Genomic DNA, 19,834 nt, shown 5'->3' with positions numbered 1-19,834 from the left:
ATCTTCGGTACGCTGTAAGTCCCCTCACCAACGGCACACCGGAAGGTTCCCATGACGGAATCGCAGCAGGAGTGGGCGGCAAAGGGCATCGACATCACGGTCCCCAGCATCGCCCGCGCCTATGACGTCGTCCTGAACGGCAAGGACAACTTCGCCGTCGACCGTGCCTTCGTGGACGAGCTCGTCAAGATCGTCCCGGAGATCTACGACGTCGCCACCTACAACCGCGAGGTGCTCAGGCGCGGTGTGCACTACATGATCTCCCAGGGGGTCAGGCAGTTCATCGACCTCGGCTCCGGCCTGCCGACGGTCCAGAACACCCACCAGGTCGCCCAGGAGGTCGACCCCGAGGTGCGGGTCGTCTACGTCGACAACGACCCCATGGTCGAGGTGCACGGCAGGGCGATCCTCGCCTCGAGCCCGGGCACCTCGGTCGTCAGCGGCGACCTGCGCGACCCGGCCGCGGTCCTGGCCTCCCCCGAGATCACCGACCTGATCGACTTCACCCAGCCGGTGGGGATCATGCTGGTCGGCATCCTGCACCACCTGCACGACGACGAGGACCCGCAGGGCATCGTCGACGCCTACATGGCGGCGGTCCCCTCCGGCAGCCACCTGTTCATCACGAGCTTCTGCGCGTCCAGCGCCGAGGCCCGCGAGGCCGAGAAGCAGTTCCTCGCGATGCTCGGCACCGGACGCTTCCGCACCGAGGAGGAGATCACCGCGTGGTTCGGCGGCTTCGAGCTCGCCGAGCCCGGCGTCGTGCCGAACCCGCTGTGGCGGCCCGACGGACCGGTGGACGAGGCGTCCCTCACCGTCGGCCAGAAGCTCATGTACGGCGGAATCGCCCGCAAGGGCTGACCTGGGCTGACACCCTGTCATGAAGAGGGGCCGCTGACCGACACAGTGCACATGTCCTCCCCGGGCGCTCCGGCCGCACCCTGGAGGTGGTGGGCGACGGCACAGTGCCGTGTGCCACCGGGGAGGACATTGTGTCTGGCACCAGGACGGGCGACGGCGGCGGCGTTATCGGCGTGCCCCGCGAGATCAAGAACCACGAGTACCGGGTGGCGCTCACGCCCGCGGGCGTGCACGAACTCGTGCGGCACGGGCACGAGGTGCACGTCGAGACCGGCGCGGGCGTCGGCTCCTCGATCACCGACGAGGAGTACCTGCACGCCGGGGCCAAGATCGTGGACTCCGCCGACGAGGCGTGGGCCGCCGACCTCGTCCTGAAGGTCAAGGAGCCCGTCGAGGCCGAGTACGGGCGGATGCGCTCGGGCCAGGTCCTGTTCACCTACCTTCACCTCGCCGCCTCGCGCGCCTGTACCGACGCGCTGCTTTCGGCGGGCGTTACGGCGATCGCGTATGAGACCGTCCAGCTCGCCAATGGGTCGCTGCCGCTGCTCGCGCCCATGTCCGAGGTCGCCGGACGGCTCGCCCCGCAGGTCGGCGCGCAGTGCCTGATGCGTCCCGCGGGCGGGCGCGGGGTGCTGCCCGGCGGCGTCCCCGGCGTCTCCCCCGCCAAGGTCGTCGTCATCGGCGGCGGCGTGTCCGGGCTGAACGCCGTCCAGATCGCCGTCGGGATGGGCGCCGACGTGACGGTCATGGACGTCAACGTCGACAGGCTCCGCGCTATCGACGAGGTGTACCAGGGCCGCGTGACGACGCTGATGTCGTCGTCTTACGAGATCGAGAGGCAGGCGCTCAAGGCCGACCTCGTCATCGGGGCCGTCCTGATCCCGGGTGCCAAGGCCCCGACCCTGATCTCCAACGAGCTCGTCGCCAGGATGACGCCGGGCTCGGTGCTCGTGGACATCGCCATCGACCAGGGCGGCTGCTTCGAGGACTCGCGGCCGACCACCCACGCCGACCCGACCTACAACGTCCACGGGTCGGTGTTCTACTGCGTCGCCAACATGCCCGGGGCCGTCCCCAACACCTCGACGCGGGCGCTCACGAACGTCACGCTCCCCTACACGCTCGCGCTCGCCGACAAGGGCTGGCGGCGCGCCCTGCGCGAGGACCCCGCCCTCGCCCTCGGCCTCAACACCCACGCCGGAGCCGTCACCTACGAGATGGTCGCCCAGGCACACGGCCTCCCGTTCACGCCGGTGGCCGACGCGCTGGCCTGAGCAGACCCGCGTAGCATGATCGGTATGGGCGAACTGGTCATTCTGCGGCACGGCGAGACCGAGTGGAGCCGCACGCGCAGGCACACCGGACGCACCGACATCCCGCTGACCGCGCGGGGCGAGGGCCAGGCCAGGAGCCTCGCCCCGTGGGTCGCGGGACGGGACATCAGGTACGCGCTGGTCTCGCCCGCCGTGCGCGCGCGGCGCACCGCCGAACTCGCCGGGGTGCCCTCCCCCGAGACCGACCCCGACCTGTGGGAGTGGGACTACGGCGGCTACGAGGGCCGCACGACGCCCGAGATCGGCGAGGACATCCCCGGCTGGTGGATCTGGAAGGACGGGGTCGTGCCCGGCGCGACCCCCGGCGAGAGCGTCGAGGAGGTCGGCGCGCGCTGCGACCTGGTGATCGCCAGGGCGCGCCCGCACCTCGCCGACGGCGACGTCGCGCTCGTCGCGCACGGGCACGTCCTGCGCATTCTCACCGCGCGCTGGCTCGGCCTCCCCGCGCGCGACGGACGGCTGTTCGCGCTCGACACCGGCACCGCGAGCACCCTCGGGCTCGAACACGGCAGGGAGGTCATCTCCTCCTGGAACGTGCCCCCTTTCGGCGGCCCTTCGACGGCCTCCTACGCCGCGCCGCACGCCGCCGATCAGACGACGGCGTAACCCGCCTCCTCGACGGCGGCGCGCACCGCGTCGTCGGTGAAGCCGTCGCCGGAGACCGTCACCAGGCCGCCCGCGAGGTCGACCGACACCGCGGCGACGCCCGCGACCTCGCCGAGCTCCTCGGTCACCGAGGCCGTGCAGTGGCCGCAGGTCATGCCCTTGACGGTGTAGGTGCGCTGGGTCATGCCGATCATCCTCCATGCCGCCCGGTTGACGCGGACGCCTACCGGGTAGGGGTATGTGAACTTTCCGGCCAGAGCTTACCCCGGAGGGGTTGGGTAGGCTGAAGGCACCCCGCGGCACCCCCGCCCGCCCTCGATCACCGCCCCGACCCACCGCCCCGCCCAGTGAAGAAGGACCGCCCATGACCACGCGCGGCTACACCGCCACCAAGGACGACCTCCAGGCGCGGCTGCGGCGGATCGAGGGCCAGGTGCGCGGGATCGAGCGCATGGTCGCCGACGACCGCTACTGCATCGACGTCCTCACCCAGATCAGCGCGATCCAGGCGGCCCTGGACAAGGTGGCGCTCGGCCTGCTCGACGGGCACGTGCGGCACTGCGTCGCCGAGGGCGCGCACGAGGGCAAGTCCGAGGAGATGTCCACCGAGCTGATGGCCGCGGTGGGCAGGCTCATGCGGCGGGGTTGAGCGAATCCCTGGTGAGCGCGTAAGCGCGCTTGGCGTCGGGGCTGTAGCGCAGGCCGGGGGGCACGAGACGGGTCGTGCGGTACAGGCCCTTGAGCGTGAGCGTCGTCGCGAGGTCGGTCGTCGGCAGCCCGGGCAGCCCGTACATGCGGCGGGCCCAGCGCGGCAGCGTGGAGATCACGAGGGTGGCGATGCCGGGCGCGGCGAGCTTCAGCGGCAGGAACGGCGGCGGCACCGGCGGGTTGAACAGCCTGCGCATGCCGTCCTTGGCCTCCTCACAGGCGAACAGCTTCGGCCGCATCGCCGCGTAGTAGTCGGCCATCTCGGCGACCGAGGCGGGCACGTCGGCGGGGTTCAGGCCGACGACGGCGGCGGAGCGGCGCTGCTCGTCCACGAAGCGGTCGCGGTCGGCCCTGGTGAGCGGCACTCCGGCGCGCTGGGCGACGTCGAGGTAGGAGTCGACCTCGCCCATGTGGACCCACAGCAGGTTCTCCGGGTCGTCCACCGGGAAGACCTCGCCGGTGCGCGGGTCGACGCCGCTGAGCCGCGAGTGCAGGTTCCTGATCCGGCGGCCGACGCGCTCGACCTCGTCGGTCGGGGCCCAGGTGCGCACCCTGACGAACTCGACGGTCCTGCCGAGCCGCGCCCAGGCCGCGTCCTTGTCCATCAGGTCGGAGTTCTGGGCGGTCCCCCACATCGAGTGCGGGTGCAGCGCCTGGAGCAGCAGCGCCCGGAACCCGCCGACGATCAGCACGGGCTCGGCCATCACCCGCCACGTCACCGAGCCGGGGCCGAACATGCCGTGATCGGCCTTAGTGAACCCGTCAGCCGCCACGATCACTCCTCACACCGTGAGCCAGGTCATATCACCCGATATGTCACCGTACACGGGCCGCGCTAAACGGACTCCCAAACCTCCGGGCGGGCAAAGAATCCTCAGGGTTCCGGCCGGAAACGCGCGGCGGTGTGCCCGGGGACGACCTCCACGGACTCGCCGCCGTCGATGAGGGCGTGGCCGCGCGCCTCGACCCTGACGGCGTCGGGATCGAGCCCGCCCTCGGGCCAGGCGATCCACACCGACCCCGACGGCGCGACCGACCTGACGAGGTCGGGAAGGGCGGCCTCCAGGGCCGGACGGTCGTCGCAGAAGGCCAGCACGACGTCCCAGGACTCCTCGCCCGCCCCCGGGTTGGGGGTGTCGGGCAGCGCCGAGGTGACGAGCACGTCGCCGGGCAGCTCGCCGAGGTCGAACGCGGGGGGCGCGCCGACCAGCAGCACCCGTGCGTGCTCGGCCATGCCCAGGGCGCGTGCCAGCGACCCGGTCACTCCACGATCTCCAGATCGTCGTCCACTGCCTCCAGGACGTCCTCGTCGTCGTCCTCGTCGTCGGCGGTCTGGTCGGCCACCCAGGTCAGGTAGTCGGCGCTGCCCGCCGCGATCGCGGTCGCGATGATCTCCGGCGTCTCGTAGGAGTGCCGTTCCGCGATCAGGCCCGCCAGCTGCTCGAACCTGTCGGCCGTGGTCTTGAAGACCACCATGTACTCCTGCGCGGTTTCGATCTCGCCTTCCCACCAGTAGGTGCTGGAGATCGGGCCGACCACCTGGGCGCACGCCGCGAACCGCTCGGCGACGGCCGCCGTGGCCAGTTCACCGGCCTCCGCGCGCTCGTCCGTCGTGGTGGTCACCTGCACATACGCCTGCGCCATCGAGGGCTCCTCCCGCTGTCTTGATCGTAACAACTGGACAGGGGGCGCGGGGCGGGTTATGTTGTACTCATATCGAGAATGACTCATACCGAGAACAACCTTGCGGAGCCCGGAATGACCGACGAAGCGTTCCTCGCCGACTACGACCCCTCGCGCTACCCGGCCGTGGCCGTCACGGTCGACGTGGTGGCGCTGACCATCCGGGACGGGGCCTTGCACGTCCTGCTCGTGGAGCGCGGGGAGGCGCCCTTCAAGGGGCGCTGGGCGCTGCCGGGCGGGTTCGTCAAGGTCGGCGAGGAGAACCTCGACCAGGCGGCGGCAAGGGAACTCGCCGAGGAGACCGGGCTCCGGTCGCCGGGAAGGGTGCATCTGGAACAGCTCGCCACCTACGGCGACCCGGGACGCGACCCGCGCATGCCCGTCGTCTCGGTGGCCTACCTCGCCTTCGGGCCCGAGATGCCCGATCCGCGCGCGGGCAGCGACGCGTCCGACGCCGCGTGGACGCCCGTCGCGTCCCTTCGGCTGAGCGCTTCGGGGGCACAGCCGCCCGGGGTCACCCGGCGGCTCGCGTTCGACCACGCGCGCATCCTGTCCGACGGCCTTGAGCGCGCGCGCGGCAAGCTCGAATACACGCCGCTCGCCACCGCGTTCCTACCGGAGACGTTCACGATCCCCGAACTGCGCGCCGTCTACGAGTGTGTCTGGGACGAGGCGCTGCACGCGGGCAACTTCCACCGCAAGGTGCTGTCGGTGCCCGGATTCGTGGAGGGCACCGGCGACACGACGGCGTCCGGCGGCCGCAAGGGCGGCCCGCGCGCCCGCCTCTACCGCGCGGGGGACGCCCGCCTGCTCCACCCCGCGCTCCTGCGCCCCGCCACGGAGGAGGACATCAGATGACCACGGCCGAAGCCCTCGCCCTGCTCGACCTCCCCGCCGCCGAGATCTTCGGCCCCGACCCCCGCGAGGCCCGCCGCCGCTACCACGCCCTCGCCCGCCTCCTCCACCCCGACACCACGCACCCGGGCGAACTCCGCCCCTCGTCGGCGGAGCGCTGCCGATGCGGCCGACCGGGCGACGCCCGCCCCTCAGGCCCGGAGCACGGGCGCCCCTTTGACGCGCAGGGCTCAGCCGACGCGTCGGAACGCGAGCGGCCGGGCGACGGTCGGGGCCCGGAGTGCGGGTGCCGTGCGGCGGACGAGGGCGGGGACGCCGGGGCGTTCGCGCGGCTGACGGCTAAGTGGCGGGCGTATACGGGTGGGACGGTGCTCACGACGCGGCGGGGGGCGTATCGGGTCGGGGCGCGGGTGGCGCGCGGGGACGTCGCGGATCTGTTCGAGGTCACCGAGGACTCGGGGGCGGCGGGGCTGCTCAAGCTGCCGCGCGATCCCGGCGACTCCGACCTGATGGACCGGGAGAGCGCGGCGCTGCGGCGGATCGCCGAGCGGGGCGACCCGCGGTTCCTGCCCTATGTGCCGCGGCTCGTCGAGAGCGTCCGGCATGACGGGAGGCGCGGCACGATCACGTCAAGGAACGAGGGGTTCCACACCCTCGCGGAGGTCGCCAAGGCACGTCCGGGAGGGCTCGATCCGCGCGACGCGGCTTGGATGTGGCGAAGGCTCCTCGTCGCCCTGGGGGTCGCGCACCGGGCCGGGGTCGTCCACGGGGCGGTGCTGCCGACCCACGTCATGATCCATCCGGCGGAGCACGGGCTCGTCCTCGTCGGGTGGGGGCAGTCGGTCATCGACCCGCCCGGACGGCTCCCCCTTGTCGTGGACGCCTACGCGACCTACTACCCCCCGGAAGCCGTCGACCCCTCCCCCGCCGTTACGGCGGCGACCGACATCTTCATGGCGACCCGCTGTATGACCGCCCTGGTCGGCCCGCTCATGCCCGCGCCGATGCGCGCGTTCGCACGCGGTTGCGCGCAGGCCGCGCCCCAGCGCCGCCCCGCCGACGCGTGGGCGCTGCTGAAGGAGTTCGACGAGCTCCTTGACCGCCTGTACGGGCCGCGTGTCTTCCGGCCCTTCACCCTCTAGACCCCCTTACGGCTTCCACACGAAAGGACCCCTCACCATGGGAAGCGGAACCTGGTCCACCGACGTCTACTCGGCCGCCGCGAGCTACCGGCGCGCCACCGGCGCGAGCGCCTTCGCGCACAGCGACTCCGGCGCGCGGCACGTCCACGACGCGCTCAACCCCCTCGGCGTCGCCTTCCGGGAAAGCCGCGACGGCGCGGACCACCCCGAGTCGCTGGCCGTCGCCGTCCTGTTCGACGTGACGGGCTCGATGCGCACCGTCCCGCGCGCGCTGCAGACCAAGCTGCCGAGCCTGCTCGGCCTGCTCCAGCGCAAGGGCTACGCCACCGACCCGCAGATCCTCTTCGGCGCGATCGGCGACGCCACCTGCGACCGCGCGCCGCTCCAGGTCGGCCAGTTCGAGTCCGACAACCGGATGGACGACGACCTCGGCCGCATCCTCCTCGAGGGCGGAGGCGGCGGCCAGATGACCGAGTCGTACGAGCTCGCCCTGTACTTCATGGCACGGCACACCGCCACTGACTGCTGGGACAAGCGCCGCAAGCGCGGCTACCTGTTCCTCATGGGCGACGAGCTGGCTTACGCGAAGGTGAAGAAGGCCGAGGTCAAGAAGATCATCGGCGACGACATCGAGGCCGACATCCCCGTCGCGGACATCGTCCGTGAGCTGTCCGAGCGGTGGGACGTGTACTTCATCATCCCGGCCGGGACGTTCCACGGCGACGACCCGAAGCTCGCCGAGTTCTGGCGCGGCCTGCTCGGCCAGAACGTGCTGTTCCTGGACGATCTGGACGCCGTCTGCGAGACAGTCGCGTTGACCGTCGGCCTCGCCGAGGACGCCATCGACCTGCACGAGGGGCTCGACCACCTCGCCGAGGTCGGCTCGACCGCGGGCGCGGCGGTGTCGCGGGCGCTCGCGCCGCTCGACCGCGGCGTCGTCGCCAAGGCCAGCGCCCCGCTCGACCTGTCGGACGACGTGCCGCGCGGCACCACCCGGCTGTAGCGCGCGGTGGGCACCACGCACACCGTCGTCGTGGACCTCGGGTTCGGCGACGCGGGCAAGGGCACCGTCGTGGACTGGCTGTGCGCGCGCGAGGGCGCGCGGCCGGTCCACGCCGTGGTCCGCTTCAACGGCGGCGCGCAGGCCGCCCACAACGTGGTGACGCCCGGGGGACGCCACCACACCTTCGCCCAGTTCGGGTCGGGGACCTTCACCCCGGGCGTGCGCACCCACCTGTCGCGCTTCATGATGGTCGACCCTCTGGCGCTCGCCGCCGAGGCCGACCACCTGCGTGCCCTGGGCGTCACGGACGCGCTCGCAAGGCTCACCGTCGAGGGCGACGCCCTCCTGACGACCCCGTACCACCGCGCCGCCAACCGGGCGAGGGAACTGGCCAGGGGCGAGGCGAGGCACGGGTCGTGCGGGATGGGCGTGGGCGAGACCGCTAGGTACGCGCTGGAACACCCCGACGCGCCCCGCGTGGCCGACTGCCTTTCACCTGCGCGTCTGCGGAGTTCGCTTACGGCACTGCGTACGCGGGTCCTTGACGAGTTCCCCTCCGCCGAGGTGCCTTCCGTCGAGGACTGCGTCGCCGCCTACCGCGCGTTCGCTTCGGCGGTCGAGATCGTCGGGGATTCCTACCTGCGCCTTCTCCTCGCCGAGGGTCCCGTGGTGTTCGAGGGCGCGCAGGGCGTCCTGCTCGACGAGCTCCACGGCTTCCACCCTTACACGACGTGGTCCACGACCACCTTCGCCAACGCGTTGGACCTCCTTGACGGAGCCGAAGCCCTACGCCTCGCCGTCGTCCGCAAGTACGCCACACGTCACGGCCCGGGCCCCTTCGTCACCGAAGACGCCGCGCTCGCCGTCCCCGAACCGCACAACACTGCCAAGACCTGGCAGGGCGCGTTCCGTAGGGGCCACTTCGACGCCGTCGCCCTCCGCTACGCGCTACGCGCCTGCGACGGCGCGGACGCCCTGGCCGTCACCCACGCCGACGCCCCTGACGTCCGCCTGTGCACCGCGTATGAGGACTTCACCGAACTCCCCGTACACGCCGACCTCACCGCACAGGAGTCCCTCACCGCGTCCCTCATGACCGCCCGGCCCGTCTACACCGGCACGGTCTCCTCCGCCGAGGACGTCGCCGCCGCCCTACGCCTCCCCCTGGCCCTGGCGTCCTACGGCCCGACCTCGGCCGACAAGACACCCCACGGGTCCGCGCTGCGGCCACCGGCCCCCGCGCGGGGCCGGGCGTCCATCCCTCCGGGACGCCCGGTCCCCGGTCAGCGGCCCGCCACCGCGCGGTAGCGGGCGAGCACGTCGGGCGTGGGGTCGGCGGTGTACTCGACGGTCCCGGCCGCCGACCACTCCGGCGGCTCGTCGCCGCCGTCGAGCAGCCAGGCCGCCTGGCGCGCCGCGCCGATCGCCACGTACTCGGCGGGTTCCGGCACGAGCACCGGACGGCCGAAGATCGCGGGCGCGAGCCTGCGGACCGCCTCGGAACGCGCCCCGCCCCCGATGAGAAGGACGCGTTCCGGTTCCAGGCCGAGCGCGGCGACGGCGTCGGCCAGATGGCACAGCAGCCCCTCGACGGCGGCCCGCGCGAGGTGGGCTGCCGTGGAGTTGTCCAGCCGGAGCCCGTGCAGGGTGCCTGTCGCGTCCGGAAGGTTGGGGGTGCGTTCGCCCTCCAGGTAGGGGACGAGGACGAGCCCGTCGGCCCCCGCAGGCGCGGAAAGGGCCAGGTCGCCCAGTTCGGACAGCGGGACCCTGAGCATGGTCGCGGCCGCGTCAAGAATCCTCGCGGCGTTGAGGGTCGCGACGAGGGGCAGGTAGCGGCCCGTGGCGTCGGCGAACCCCGCGACCTTGCCGGTGACGTCGGCGCTCGGCTCGGCGGCGACCGCGAACGCGGTCCCCGACGTGCCGATCGAGACGACGACGTCGCCGGGCCGGCCGCCGACGCCGAGCATCGCCGCCATGTTGTCGCCGGTGCCCGGCGCGACCGCGATCCCGTTCCACTCGCCCGCCTTGGCGCGCGGCGCGAGCACCTCGGGCAGGCGCGGGACCGTCCCGAACGCGTCGCGCAGCAGGTCGGTGCGGTACTCGCCGGTCGCCGGTGAGAAGTAGCCGGTGCCCGAGGCGTCGCCGCGGTCGGTGACGAGCGCGCCGGTCATCCGCCAGGTGAGCCAGTCGTGCGGCAGGCAGACCGCCTCGGTGCGCGCGGCGTTCTCCGGCTCGCTACGGGCCAGCCAGCGCAGCTTGCCCACGGTGAACGACGCGACGGGCACGCTGCCGACGGCCTCGGCCCAGAAGGCCGCGCCCTTCTCCGCGCCGCCCTTCTCCGCGATCAGGTCGGCGGCGTCGGGCGCGGAGCGCGTGTCGTTCCACAGCAGCGCGTCGCGCACGACCTCGCCCGCCACGTCAAGGCAGACCATGCCGTGCTGCTGCGCGCCGACGGCGAGCGCGGCGACGTCGTCAAGGCCGCCCGCGCGCTCGACGGCGGTCTCCAGCGCGCTCCACCACGCCGAGGGCGCGACGGACGTCCCCGCCGGGTGGGGGGCGGCGCCCTCGCGGACGAGGGCGCCGGTGGAGGCGTCGCGGACGACGACCTTGCAGCTCTGCGTGGAGGAGTCGACGCCCGCGACGAGCCGGGGTGCGGTCATCCGCGGACCCCGAGGATGTGCTCGACGGCCAGCTGGTTGAGGCGGGTGTAGGCGCGGTCGCGCTGGGCGGCGGCCTCGGGGTCGAAGTCCTCGGCGAGCAGGTCGGCCAGGGACTCGCCCGCGCCGAGCGCCGGGACGGCCAGCTCGGGCACGTGGCTGGCGGCCAGCGCCTCGGCCACCTCGGGGTCGGCCCGGTAGGCGGCGGCCTTCTCCTTGAGGATCAGGTAGGTGCGCATGTTCGCCGCGGCCGACGGCCACACGTCCATGTCGGTGCGCAGCGGCTTGTAGTCGAAGTGACGGGGGCCCTCGTAGCCGCCGTTCTCCAGCAGGTCGACGAGGAAGAACGCGCTCTTCACGTCGCCGTGGCCGAAGATGAGGTCCTGGTCGTACTTGGGCCCGTGCTGGCCGTTCAGGTCGATGTGGAAGAGCTTGCCGTGCCACAGCGCCTGCGCGATGCCGTGGACGAAGTTCAGGCCCGCCATCTGCTCGTGGCCGACCTCGGGGTTCAGGCCGACGAGCTCGGGGTGCTCCAGGGAGTTGATGAACGCCAGGGCGTGGCCGATGGTCGGCAGCAGGATGTCGCCGCGCGGCTCGTTCGGCTTCGGCTCGATCGCGAAGCGGATGTCGTAGCCCTTGTCGATCACGTAGGACGTGAGGATGTCGAAGGACTCCTTGAACCTGTCGAGCGCGACGCGGACGTCCTTGGCCCCGTCGGACTCCGCGCCCTCACGGCCGCCCCAGGCGACGTAGGTGGTCGCGCCGAGCTCGGCGGCGAGGTCGACGTTGCGGATGACCTTGCGCAGCGCGTAGCGGCGGATGTCGCGGTCGTTGCTGGTGAACGCGCCGTCCTTGAAGACGGGGTGGGTGAACAGGTTCGTGGTGGCCATGGGCACCTTGAGGCCCGTCTCGGCAAGCGCGCCCTTGAACCGCTCGATCGCCTTCGCGCGGTCCTTCTCGACCGCGAGGAGGTCGTCGTCGTGGAAGGTGACGCCGTAGGCGCCGAGTTCGGCGAGCCGGTGGACGGACTCGACGGGGTCGAGGGGCGCGCGGGTGGCGTCGCCGAAGGGGTCGCGGGCCTCCCAGCCCACGGTCCACAGACCGAACGTGAACTTGTCTTCTGGCCTCGGGGTGTAGGCGGACACGAGCGGCTCCTCAAGATCTGTCGCGGCGGGACGCCGCCGGGGCGGGTGGGACTCCCGTGGGGATTTAGTCCATAATATGTACTTAATGAGACCCGATGGAGGTGACATCGTCAAGTCCATGCACGCGAACCCGACGCAGGCGCCGGTGCGGCACGGCGCGATGCGCGCGCAGAACCTCGGCCTGGTCCTGGGCGAGGTGGCCCGCGGCGGCCCGCTCACCAGGGCGGCGCTCGCCGAGCTGACCGGGCTCACCAAGACGACGGTCTCCCGCCTCGTCGCCGACCTGCTCGACGCCGGCCTGGTGAGCGAGGCCCCGGCCGTGCCCGGCGGGGAGCGCGGACGGCCAGGGGTCGAGGTCAGCCTGAGCGGCGACCGGGTGGCCGCCCTGGGTCTCGAGGTCAACGTCGCCTATCTGGCCGCCTGCGTCGTCGACCTCACGCGCCGCGTACGCGTCCGCAAGGTGATCCACCGGGACAACCGCGCGGAACGGCCCGAAGACGTCCTCGCCGCCTTGCGCGCGCTCGGCGACGACGCCTGCGCGGCGGCGTCCGGGCTGCTTGTAGCGGGCACGGTACTGGCGGTCCCGGGGCCGGTGGGCAAGGGACGCGTCCACAACGCGCCCAACCTCGGCTGGCGCGACGTGGACGTCGCCGCGCTGTTCGGGCGGCCCGTCACCGTCGAGAACGAGGCGAACATGGCGGCGCTCGGGGAGCTGGAGTACGGCGGCGCGCCCTCGGACTTCCTGTACGTGTCGGGAGAGACGGGCGTCGGGGCCGGGCTCGTCAGCGGGGGCGCGCTCTTCCGGGGTGTTACGGGGGTGGCCGGGGAGCTCGGCCATGTGTCCGTCGCCTCCGACGGGCCGCCTTGCCGATGCGGGGCGACCGGGTGCCTTGAGGTCCACGCGGGCAGGGACGCCTTGCCGTCACAAGACGCGCTCGCCTCCGGGGACCCGTCTGCGCTCGACGCCTGCCGACGCGCCGGGCGCGCCCTGGGCGTCGCGTTGTCCTCGGCCGTCAACCTTCTGGACCCCGGGACGATCGTGCTCGGCGGCGTGTACGCGCCGCTGTTCCCGTGGCTCGCCCCGGCCGTCGAGGAGGTGCTCGCCGAACGGCTCGCCTCGCTGCGCCCGGAGCTGCCCGCCCTGACGGCCTCCACGACGGGCCCGGACGCCGCGGTCCTCGGCGCGGCGGGACAGGTGCTGCAACGGGTGATCGCCGAACCCGCCGCCTACGCCAGGAGCACGGCATGACGCGCGAACGCTGTCTTGTGCCGGGAACGCAGTCTTATGTCGGGAAGACAACGGTTGTGGGAAGGTGCCCCGCGCACTGAACCGGTGTCGCTTTCGCGGAGTCACAGTAAGCGGTTGATCCCCCGCCCTGACCCGCACGGAGCGATACAGAAATGCTGCTCAAGCGCCTCCTCCCCCTCTCCCTCGTCGCCGTGCTCGCGACGTCGGCCTGTACGTTCCAACTCGGGGAACCCCTGAACGTCCAGCCCACGTCCGAGACCTCGGTCCGCCCCGACGCCCCCCAGAACGGCGACGGCCCGGCCGTCGAACAACCCGGTGTCCCGACCGGCAACAGCTCGTTCTCCGACGCCGAGGTCACCCAGGAGATCAATGACGCGGTCACCGTCATCGACACCTACTGGAAGACGCACTGGAACGAGTTCTTCACCGGCACGTACACGCCGCCGACGGTGCGCGGCTCCTACTCCGGCGACGACCCCAACCGCTTCACCTGCTCCGGCGAGCTCGCCGCGGCGATGAACGCCTACTACTGCATCAATGAGGATTACGTCGCCTGGGACTTCAACCTCATGCGCGACGGCTACGCCGAGGGCGACGCCTGGATCTACCTCGTCGTCGCGCACGAGTGGGCGCACGCCATCCAGAACCGGCTCAACGACAGCCTCGTGTCGGTGGCCGGCGAGCTCCAGGCCGACTGCCTCGCGGGCGCGGTCCTGTACGGCTCGACCCAGGACGGCACGCTCCAGTGGGAGCCGGGCGACACCGCGGAGATCAGCGCGGGCCTGACCACCCTGGGCGACGAGAGCCCGTGGGCCGACCCGAGCAGCCACGGCGACTCGATCGAGCGGGTCAGCGCGTTCGGCAAGGGCCGCATCGGCGGCGTCGTCGGCTGCCTGAACGCGAGCTGACCGATGGCGGGGCACCGGCCCCCGACCCGAAGACGGGTCAGGGGCCGGACACCCCGCACAGCCCGGTTCAGCTCGGTTCAGTTCAGCTCGGTTCAGTTCAGCTCAACCTGGTGACCTGCACGCGGACGTCCATGGTGCTGCTCGGCGCGCCGTGGTAGATGCCCTTGAGCGGCGGGACGTCGGCGTAGTCGCGGCCCCGGGCGACCGTCACGTGGCACTCCCCGACGGGCACGCCGTTCGTGGGGTCGTGCGCCACCCAGTCGCCCGCCCAGTACTCGACCCAGGCGTGGCTCTGGCCCTCCAGGGTGTCGCCGGGAGCCGCCGACGGGTCGGGGTGCAAGTAGCCGGAGACATACCGCGCCGGCAGTCCGAGCTCCCTGAGCATCGCGACGGTCAGGTGCGCGAAGTCCTGGCAGACGCCCCTGCCGTCCTCCCACGCCTCCTGCGCGCCGGTGTGCACGCCGGTGACGCCGGGCACGTAGGCGACGCGGTCGCGGACCCAGCCGGACACCAGCATCGCCGCCTCGTGCGGCTCGGCCCCCCGCACCAGCGCGCGGACCTGCCCTGCCAGCTCCGGCGACAGCTCGGTGCGCGGCGTCTGCGCGAGGTACTCCTCAAGCCGAAGGCTCTCCACGCAGGCGGCGAGCTCGCTCCAACTCGGCGAGTCCGGCAAGGGAGGCGGCTCGCTCGTCTCGACGGTGCTGCGCGCCACGAGCACGAGGGAGTGGTGCGCGGCCTGGAGGTCGAAGGAAGACACCTCGCTTCCCCAGTAGTCCCAGTAGGACCAGACGGGCACGTGCGGCTCGATCGTGAGCCGGTTGCCAAGGACGGTCTGGCCGGGAAGCGTCAAGGGCGCCATCCGCACCTCGTTGTAGGACGCGCGCGCGTCGCCGTCGTAGGAGACGCGCGTGGTGTGCGTGATCTGGAGTCGCCAGCCCATGTCAGCCCTCCTGTTCCCACGCGACGGGCAGCGCGTACTGGAAGTACTTGTCGGCGACCGCCTCGGTGGCCCGCACGCAGGTGTTCTGCAGCGCCGTAAGCAGCTCCGGCAGCTGCTCGAGGAGAAGCGCGGTGTCCGTGTACTCAAGGCGGGTGCGCAGCTGCCCGATCGGACGGCGTGCGGCGTCGGTGAACCCAGCGCGCGCTGGATCGGGGTCGAGAACGGCAAGGCAATCCTCGGCGAGGGTGAGCGCGTGCAGGACCGACCGGGGGAACAGCCTGTCCAGCATCAGGAACGACGCCACAAGACGCGGCTCGCCTGTGCCGCCGTGGGTGCGGATATAGGACTCGTCCGCCCCGCTGGCCCTAAGGAGCATCGACCAGTCCGGCGCGTAGGAGGCCGACGGCATGCGCAGCGAAAGCAGCCGTGCCGTCATGTCGATTCTTTCCAGGCTCCGGCCGAGCACAAGGAAGTGCCAGCCTTCGTCGCGGCTCATCGTCGCGTCAGCGAGGCCGGAGAACAGCGCGGCCCTTTCCCTGACGTAACGCAGGAACGCATGCGGGCCGAGCCTTTCGGCGGCGCGACGGCGTCCTTCGAGCTCGTGCCACGCGACGTTCAGGCACTCCCACATCTCGGTGGAGATGACCTCGCGTACGCTGCGGCCCCCTGTGCGGGCGGCCTGGAGCGCACCGGTGATGGACGAGGGCGTGGCGTCGTCATAGGCGAGCCTGGCGAGGACCGTGCCGATGTCGATGCGCGCGTCGTCGCCGGGCGGCACGCCGAGGATCGCCAGCAGGGCGCGGCATCCGGCGTCCACGTCGGCCGACGGCTCCTCGAGCATCCGGTGCAGGTGGACGTCGAGGATGCGCGCGGTGTCGTCGGCGCGCTCGACGTAGCGGCCGATCCAGAAAAGGGTCTCGGCGATGCGGCTGAGCAGTCCTGTGCTCACTGCTGCTGTGCTCCTTCCGCGGGCCCGCCCTGCGGGACGGTGACGTCGGCGAAGGCGCGGGGCAGGGGGATCGGCGGTTCCTCCGGGGCCTGGGCCGAGCCACGGTCGGCGGCGAGCACCCAGGTGTCCTTGGAGCCGCCGCCCTGCGAGGAGTTGACGACGAGCTGCCCTTCGGGCAGCGCCACCCGGGTGAGGCCGCCCGGCAGCACCCACACGTCCTCGCCGTCGTTGACCGCGAACGGCCTCAGGTCGACGTGACGCGGCCCGGGACCCCGCTCGGTGAGCGTCGGGACCGTGGACAGCGACACGGGCCGCTGGGCGAGCCAGCCGCGCGGGTCGGCGGTGACGCTCGCGCGCAGCGCGTCGAGGGTCGCGGCGTCGGCGTGCGGGCCGATGACGATGCCCTTGCCGCCCGCGCCGTCGACCGGCTTGAGTACGAGCTGGTCGAGCCGGTCGAGGACCCAGGCGATCTTGTCGGGGTCGTCGAGGCGGTAGGACTCGACGTTGGCCAGGACGGGCTCCTCACCGAGGTAGTACCGGATCATGTCGGGCACGTAGGTGTAGATCAGCTTGTCGTCGGCGACGCCGTTGCCGACCGCGTTGGCGATGGTGACGTTCCCGGCCCGCGCGGCGTTGACGATGCCCGGGCAGCCGATGACGCTTCCGGCGTTGAAGTGCAGGGGGTCGAGGTACTCGTCGTCTATCCGGCGGTAGATGACGTGTACGGGACGGCGTCCCTGCGTCGTCTGTATGTAGACCCGGTTGCCCGCGCAGATGAGATCGCGGCCTTCCACGAGTTCCACGCCCATCAGACGGGCCAGGAGGGTGTGTTCGAAGTACGCGGCGTTGCCTACGCCGGGTGTGAGGACGGCCACCACGGGGTCCGCCACGTCGCGGGGGGCCGCGGCGCGCAGGGCGGCCAAGAGTCTCGCCGGGTACTCGTCCACAGGGTGGACGTGGTGCTCGGCGAACAGGCCAGGGAACGTACGGGTCATCGCCAGCCGGTTCTCCATGACGTAGCTCACGCCGGACGGAGTACGGACGTTGTCTTCGAGGACGCGGAAGCGGCCGTCCTCGTCGCGGATGAGGTCGATGCCCGAGATGTGGGCGCGTACCCCGTTGGGCGGCGTGAGCCCGCTCACCTCGCGGTGGAAGTGCGCGGACGAGCAGATCAGCCGCCACGGCACGAGGCCGTCCTTGAAGATCTCTCCGGGGCCGTAGACGTCGGCGAGGAACGCCTCGAGGGCGAGAACCCGTTGCCGGACGCCGCGTTCCAGGGTGGGCCACTCCAGCGCGTCGATCACCCTGGGGATCAGGTCGAGGGGGAAGGGCCGTTCCTCCCCCGCGTAGTCGAAGGTGACGCCGCGGTCGGTGAAGACGCGTGCCAGCTGGTCGGCCCGGAAGCGCAGCTCGGCCGGGTCCAGAGGTTGCAGCGCCGCAAGGACCGGCCCGTAGGCCGCCCGGGGCACTCCGGCACGTTCGAACATCTCGTCCCAGGCCGCCGCGGGCTGATAGTCATCGAAGATGTCCGCCATGCCTCGGTACGGTAAGTCGCGTCTGTTTCAGGCGAGTGAAGCTTGATCCCTACTCGTGTCAACTTGCTCTGTTTCGCCCGGTTACTTGGGAATATGGCCGGTTTCACCCACGCTTAGGCATGATGACCGTACGGAATGTCCGGATATCCTGGAGTGGTAAGATCGCTGCCCCGTTGAAAGACGGTCTTCCATGACGACTGAACCGGTCCCCGCTTCGACCGGCGAGCCGTCCGTCGAACAAGCCGAGTTGAGGAACACCGTGACCGATCAGCCCGCCTCCGTGCCCGAGGAGACCACCGAGAACACCGCCGCCGACGAGGTGGCCGCGGCTCTCGCGAACTGGCCGACCAACACCGCCAATCCTCGGCGTACCCAGATCTGATCCTTGCGTGACCCGTCCCCCGCCGCCCTTCCGGGCGCGCGGGGGATTCGCGTTTTGCGGCCGTCGGGCCCGCTACAGGGAGCTGAGGAACAGCGCCTCGGCGTGGGCGAACCGCTCGATCTCCGCGGGGTCGACGCTCTCGTTCGGCGCGTGGATGAGGCACGCGGGCTCCTCGACGCCGAACAGCATGATCTCCGCGTCCGGGTACGTGCGCTGGAAGACCGTGCACAGGGGGATCGACCCGCCCTGTCCCTGGCTCACCGGCTCCTTCCCGAACACCTCCTTGAACGCCCCGCTCATCAGGTTGTACGCCGGGCCGCCCGTGTGCGCGCTGAACGCCTCTCCTACGGCCTCCGGCTCGACCGTCACCTTCACCTGCCAGGGGGCCGCCGCCTTCACGTGCTCGGTGAGCAGCCGTAGCGCGTCCTGGCCGTCGGTGCCGGGAGGGACCCGAAGGTTCAGCCGCGCACGCGCGTGCGCCTGCACGGCCGCCGCCGACCCCGCTACGGGCGGGCAGTCCACGCCGAGCACCGTCAGCGCGGGCCGCGCCCACACGTGGTCGGCGACGCTCCCTCCGCCGGTGAGCGCGACGCCGTCGAGCACGCCCGCGTCGGCGCGGAAGCGGCCCTCGGGGTAGCCGACGCCGTCCCACGTCTGGCCGGACTCCAGGCCCTGGACCGTCACGTTGCCCTCGTCGTCGTGCAGCGAGTCGAGGATTCGGATGAGCGCGACGAGCGCGTCCGGGGCCGGGCCGCCGTAGGAGCCGGAGTGGACGGGCCCGCGCAACGTGTCCACCGCCACGACGACGTTGACCGTGCCGCGCAGCGTCCGGGTGAACGTCGGCTCCCCGACCGCGACGTTCCCGCAGTCCGCGACGAGGATCACGTCGGCCCTGGTCAGGTCGGGATGCTCGGGGACGAAGTCCTCGAGCCCCGCGCCGCCTTGTTCCTCCGACCCCTCGGCGACCAGTACGACCCCGACAGGCAGGTCGGGGCCCAGCGCGCGCAGGGCCGTCAGGTGCATGACGAGGTTGCCCTTGCAGTCGGCCGCGCCGCGCCCGTACCAGCGTCCGTCCGGCTGGTCGGTGAGGTGCCACGGGTCGGTCAGCCACGCGGTCTCGTCTCCGGGCGGCTGCACGTCGTAGTGGCAGTAGAGCAATACCGTCGGCTTGCCTTCGGGAGCCGCCTTACGGGCCACCACCGTCACCGAACCATCGGGCATCTCGTGCAGCCCGGCTTCCGTCAGCCCCACGTCCGCGCACGCGTCGACCACCCACCGCGCCGCCGCCACGCACTCCTGCTCGGGGTACTGCCCGGGGTCATAGACCGAGCGGAACGCCACGAGCTCCGCGAGGTCGTCCCTCGCCCTGCCCATCAGCCCCCGGACCCGCGCACTCAACTCCGCGCCCACATTCCCCTCCCGTTGCTTCCGTCCGTCACTCCCCCGAGCATGCCCCACGCCGACCCGGGCGATCACAACCCGTCACATCCCTCGCCGGGGAACCTCCGGGACGCCCGACACGTTTCTTTCATTAAGAATCGGTCACGGCATGCAACCCCTGGTCCAGCGATGGTTCGGGGACCGCCCCCACCGGGCCCCCAGGCCGCCGTGAGCTCGGCGCGGAGTGAAACACGTCACGAAGTTGTCCGCACAACGACCTGTCGAGAACAGCCCCGCCACCTCCAGGTCTCCACGTGGAGAACTCCCCTCCGCCGCGCCGTCACAGGGTGCTACGCACCCACCCCGGAGCCGGACACAGCGGCTCCCACCTGTGCAGACTCCCCTGCGGAGTGGATCAATCACTAAATATCCACTAATGCAAGTACCATTCGCGGCGCAGTAGGCGAAAAGTTGACATCTCACACTCTTGGGCGGCT

The 19,834-nt window shown here is 71.7% G+C and carries 20 protein-coding genes and 1 pseudogene; 11 read left to right on the top strand and 10 right to left on the bottom strand.

Annotated features, from left to right (window positions below; translation table 11 throughout):
- Positions 1 to 51 precede the first annotated feature (51 nt).
- From R9X44_RS33520 to R9X44_RS33510, 3 genes are all read left to right on the top strand, one after another.
- Positions 52 to 861: an SAM-dependent methyltransferase gene (locus R9X44_RS33520; RefSeq protein WP_319818391.1), complete on the top strand. Its 810-nt coding sequence runs from the start codon at positions 52 to 54 to the stop codon at positions 859 to 861.
- Between the two features lie 131 nt (positions 862 to 992).
- Positions 993 to 2,135, top strand: a complete 1,143-nt coding sequence (gene ald / locus R9X44_RS33515) for an alanine dehydrogenase (protein WP_319818390.1) — start codon at positions 993 to 995, stop codon at positions 2,133 to 2,135.
- A gap of 24 nt (positions 2,136 to 2,159) precedes the next feature.
- Positions 2,160 to 2,801, top strand: a complete 642-nt coding sequence (locus R9X44_RS33510; protein WP_319818389.1) for a histidine phosphatase family protein — start codon at positions 2,160 to 2,162, stop codon at positions 2,799 to 2,801.
- Here R9X44_RS33510 and R9X44_RS33505 read toward each other — a convergent pair.
- Entirely contained in the window at positions 2,786 to 2,986 is a 201-nt protein-coding gene (locus R9X44_RS33505) for a heavy-metal-associated domain-containing protein (RefSeq protein WP_319818388.1), read from the bottom strand. The genes R9X44_RS33510 and R9X44_RS33505 overlap by 16 nt on opposite strands.
- A gap of 179 nt (positions 2,987 to 3,165) precedes the next feature.
- Here R9X44_RS33505 and R9X44_RS33500 point away from each other — a divergent pair, with 179 nt between their 5' ends.
- Complete coding sequence (locus tag R9X44_RS33500; protein ID WP_319818387.1) at positions 3,166 to 3,450, top strand: metal-sensitive transcriptional regulator; 285 nt, start codon at positions 3,166 to 3,168, stop codon at positions 3,448 to 3,450.
- Here R9X44_RS33500 and R9X44_RS33495 read toward each other — a convergent pair.
- The 3 genes from R9X44_RS33495 to cutA all read right to left on the bottom strand — a co-directional run bounded on the left by R9X44_RS33495 (position 3,434) and on the right by cutA (position 5,153).
- A complete protein-coding gene (locus R9X44_RS33495; protein WP_319818386.1) occupies positions 3,434 to 4,282 on the bottom strand; it encodes an oxygenase MpaB family protein in 849 nt (282 codons plus the stop codon). The two genes, R9X44_RS33500 and R9X44_RS33495, sit on opposite strands and share 17 nt — an antisense overlap.
- A 101-nt stretch (positions 4,283 to 4,383) precedes the next feature.
- Positions 4,384 to 4,773, bottom strand: coding sequence for a hypothetical protein (locus tag R9X44_RS33490; RefSeq protein ID WP_319818385.1), 390 nt, complete (start codon positions 4,771 to 4,773; stop codon positions 4,384 to 4,386).
- Entirely contained in the window at positions 4,770 to 5,153 is a 384-nt protein-coding gene (cutA, locus tag R9X44_RS33485; RefSeq protein WP_319818384.1) for a divalent-cation tolerance protein CutA, read from the bottom strand. Before cutA ends, R9X44_RS33490 begins: the two co-directional genes overlap by 4 nt.
- A 114-nt stretch (positions 5,154 to 5,267) precedes the next feature.
- Between cutA and R9X44_RS33480 the strand changes: the two genes are divergently transcribed.
- Genes R9X44_RS33480 through R9X44_RS33465 form a run of 4 tightly spaced genes read left to right on the top strand, consistent with a single transcriptional unit; the run spans position 5,268 to position 9,500 of the window.
- Entirely contained in the window at positions 5,268 to 6,050 is a 783-nt protein-coding gene (locus tag R9X44_RS33480; RefSeq protein WP_319818383.1) for an NUDIX hydrolase, read from the top strand.
- The gene (locus R9X44_RS33475) at positions 6,047 to 7,189 is read left to right on the top strand and encodes a molecular chaperone DnaJ (RefSeq protein ID WP_319818382.1); all 1,143 of its coding nucleotides are present in this window, start codon (positions 6,047 to 6,049) and stop codon (positions 7,187 to 7,189) included. Before R9X44_RS33480 ends, R9X44_RS33475 begins: the two co-directional genes overlap by 4 nt.
- A gap of 37 nt (positions 7,190 to 7,226) precedes the next feature.
- Entirely contained in the window at positions 7,227 to 8,192 is a 966-nt protein-coding gene (locus tag R9X44_RS33470; RefSeq protein ID WP_319818381.1) for a hypothetical protein, read from the top strand.
- A 6-nt stretch (positions 8,193 to 8,198) separates the two neighbouring features.
- A complete protein-coding gene (locus R9X44_RS33465; RefSeq protein ID WP_319818380.1) occupies positions 8,199 to 9,500 on the top strand; it encodes an adenylosuccinate synthetase in 1,302 nt (433 codons plus the stop codon).
- Here R9X44_RS33465 and xylB read toward each other — a convergent pair.
- Both xylB and xylA read right to left on the bottom strand, forming a co-directional pair.
- On the bottom strand, positions 9,476 to 10,852 hold the full coding sequence (gene xylB / locus R9X44_RS33460; RefSeq protein ID WP_319818379.1) for a xylulokinase: 1,377 nt from the start codon (positions 10,850 to 10,852) through the stop codon (positions 9,476 to 9,478). The two genes, R9X44_RS33465 and xylB, sit on opposite strands and share 25 nt — an antisense overlap.
- The gene (gene xylA / locus R9X44_RS33455; protein WP_319818378.1) at positions 10,849 to 11,994 is read right to left on the bottom strand and encodes a xylose isomerase; all 1,146 of its coding nucleotides are present in this window, start codon (positions 11,992 to 11,994) and stop codon (positions 10,849 to 10,851) included. The genes xylB and xylA overlap by 4 nt, the downstream gene beginning before the upstream one ends.
- Positions 11,995 to 12,079: 85 nt before the next feature.
- Here xylA and R9X44_RS33450 point away from each other — a divergent pair, with 85 nt between their 5' ends.
- Together R9X44_RS33450 and R9X44_RS33445 are read left to right on the top strand one after the other, a co-directional pair.
- Positions 12,080 to 13,243 carry an ROK family transcriptional regulator gene (locus R9X44_RS33450; RefSeq protein WP_319818377.1) on the top strand — a complete coding sequence of 388 codons (1,164 nt, stop codon included), beginning with the start codon at positions 12,080 to 12,082 and terminating at the stop codon, positions 13,241 to 13,243.
- Positions 13,244 to 13,395: 152 nt separating this feature from the next.
- Entirely contained in the window at positions 13,396 to 14,151 is a 756-nt protein-coding gene (locus tag R9X44_RS33445) for a neutral zinc metallopeptidase (protein WP_319818376.1), read from the top strand.
- Between the two features lie 97 nt (positions 14,152 to 14,248).
- Here R9X44_RS33445 and R9X44_RS33440 read toward each other — a convergent pair whose 3' ends face one another.
- The 3 genes and pseudogenes from R9X44_RS33440 to R9X44_RS33430 all read right to left on the bottom strand — a co-directional run.
- Positions 14,249 to 15,091 (bottom strand): transglutaminase family protein, encoded by an 843-nt coding sequence (locus R9X44_RS33440; protein ID WP_319818375.1) that lies wholly within the window; start codon positions 15,089 to 15,091, stop codon positions 14,249 to 14,251.
- A 1-nt stretch (position 15,092) separates the two neighbouring features.
- Positions 15,093 to 16,040 (bottom strand): alpha-E domain-containing protein, encoded by a 948-nt coding sequence (locus tag R9X44_RS33435; protein ID WP_319818374.1) that lies wholly within the window; start codon positions 16,038 to 16,040, stop codon positions 15,093 to 15,095.
- 113 nt (positions 16,041 to 16,153) lie between these two features.
- Positions 16,154 to 17,575 (bottom strand): annotated as a pseudogene (locus tag R9X44_RS33430) (circularly permuted type 2 ATP-grasp protein); the annotation flags it as partial.
- Positions 17,576 to 17,765: 190 nt separating this feature from the next.
- Between R9X44_RS33430 and R9X44_RS33425 the strand changes: the two are divergent.
- Entirely contained in the window at positions 17,766 to 17,957 is a 192-nt protein-coding gene (locus R9X44_RS33425) for a hypothetical protein (protein ID WP_319818372.1), read from the top strand.
- Between the two features lie 72 nt (positions 17,958 to 18,029).
- On the opposite strand, the gene R9X44_RS33420 is transcribed toward R9X44_RS33425, so the two are convergent.
- A complete protein-coding gene (locus R9X44_RS33420; protein WP_319818371.1) occupies positions 18,030 to 19,367 on the bottom strand; it encodes a dipeptidase in 1,338 nt (445 codons plus the stop codon).
- Positions 19,368 to 19,834: the final 467 nt, after the last annotated feature.

The sequence above is a fragment of the Actinocorallia sp. A-T 12471 genome (assembly GCF_033875155.1).
Classification (GTDB): Bacteria; Actinomycetota; Actinomycetes; order Streptosporangiales; family Streptosporangiaceae; genus Actinocorallia.
Note: the sequence above shows the minus strand (reverse complement) of the source record. Positions and strands in the feature narration are given on the sequence as shown.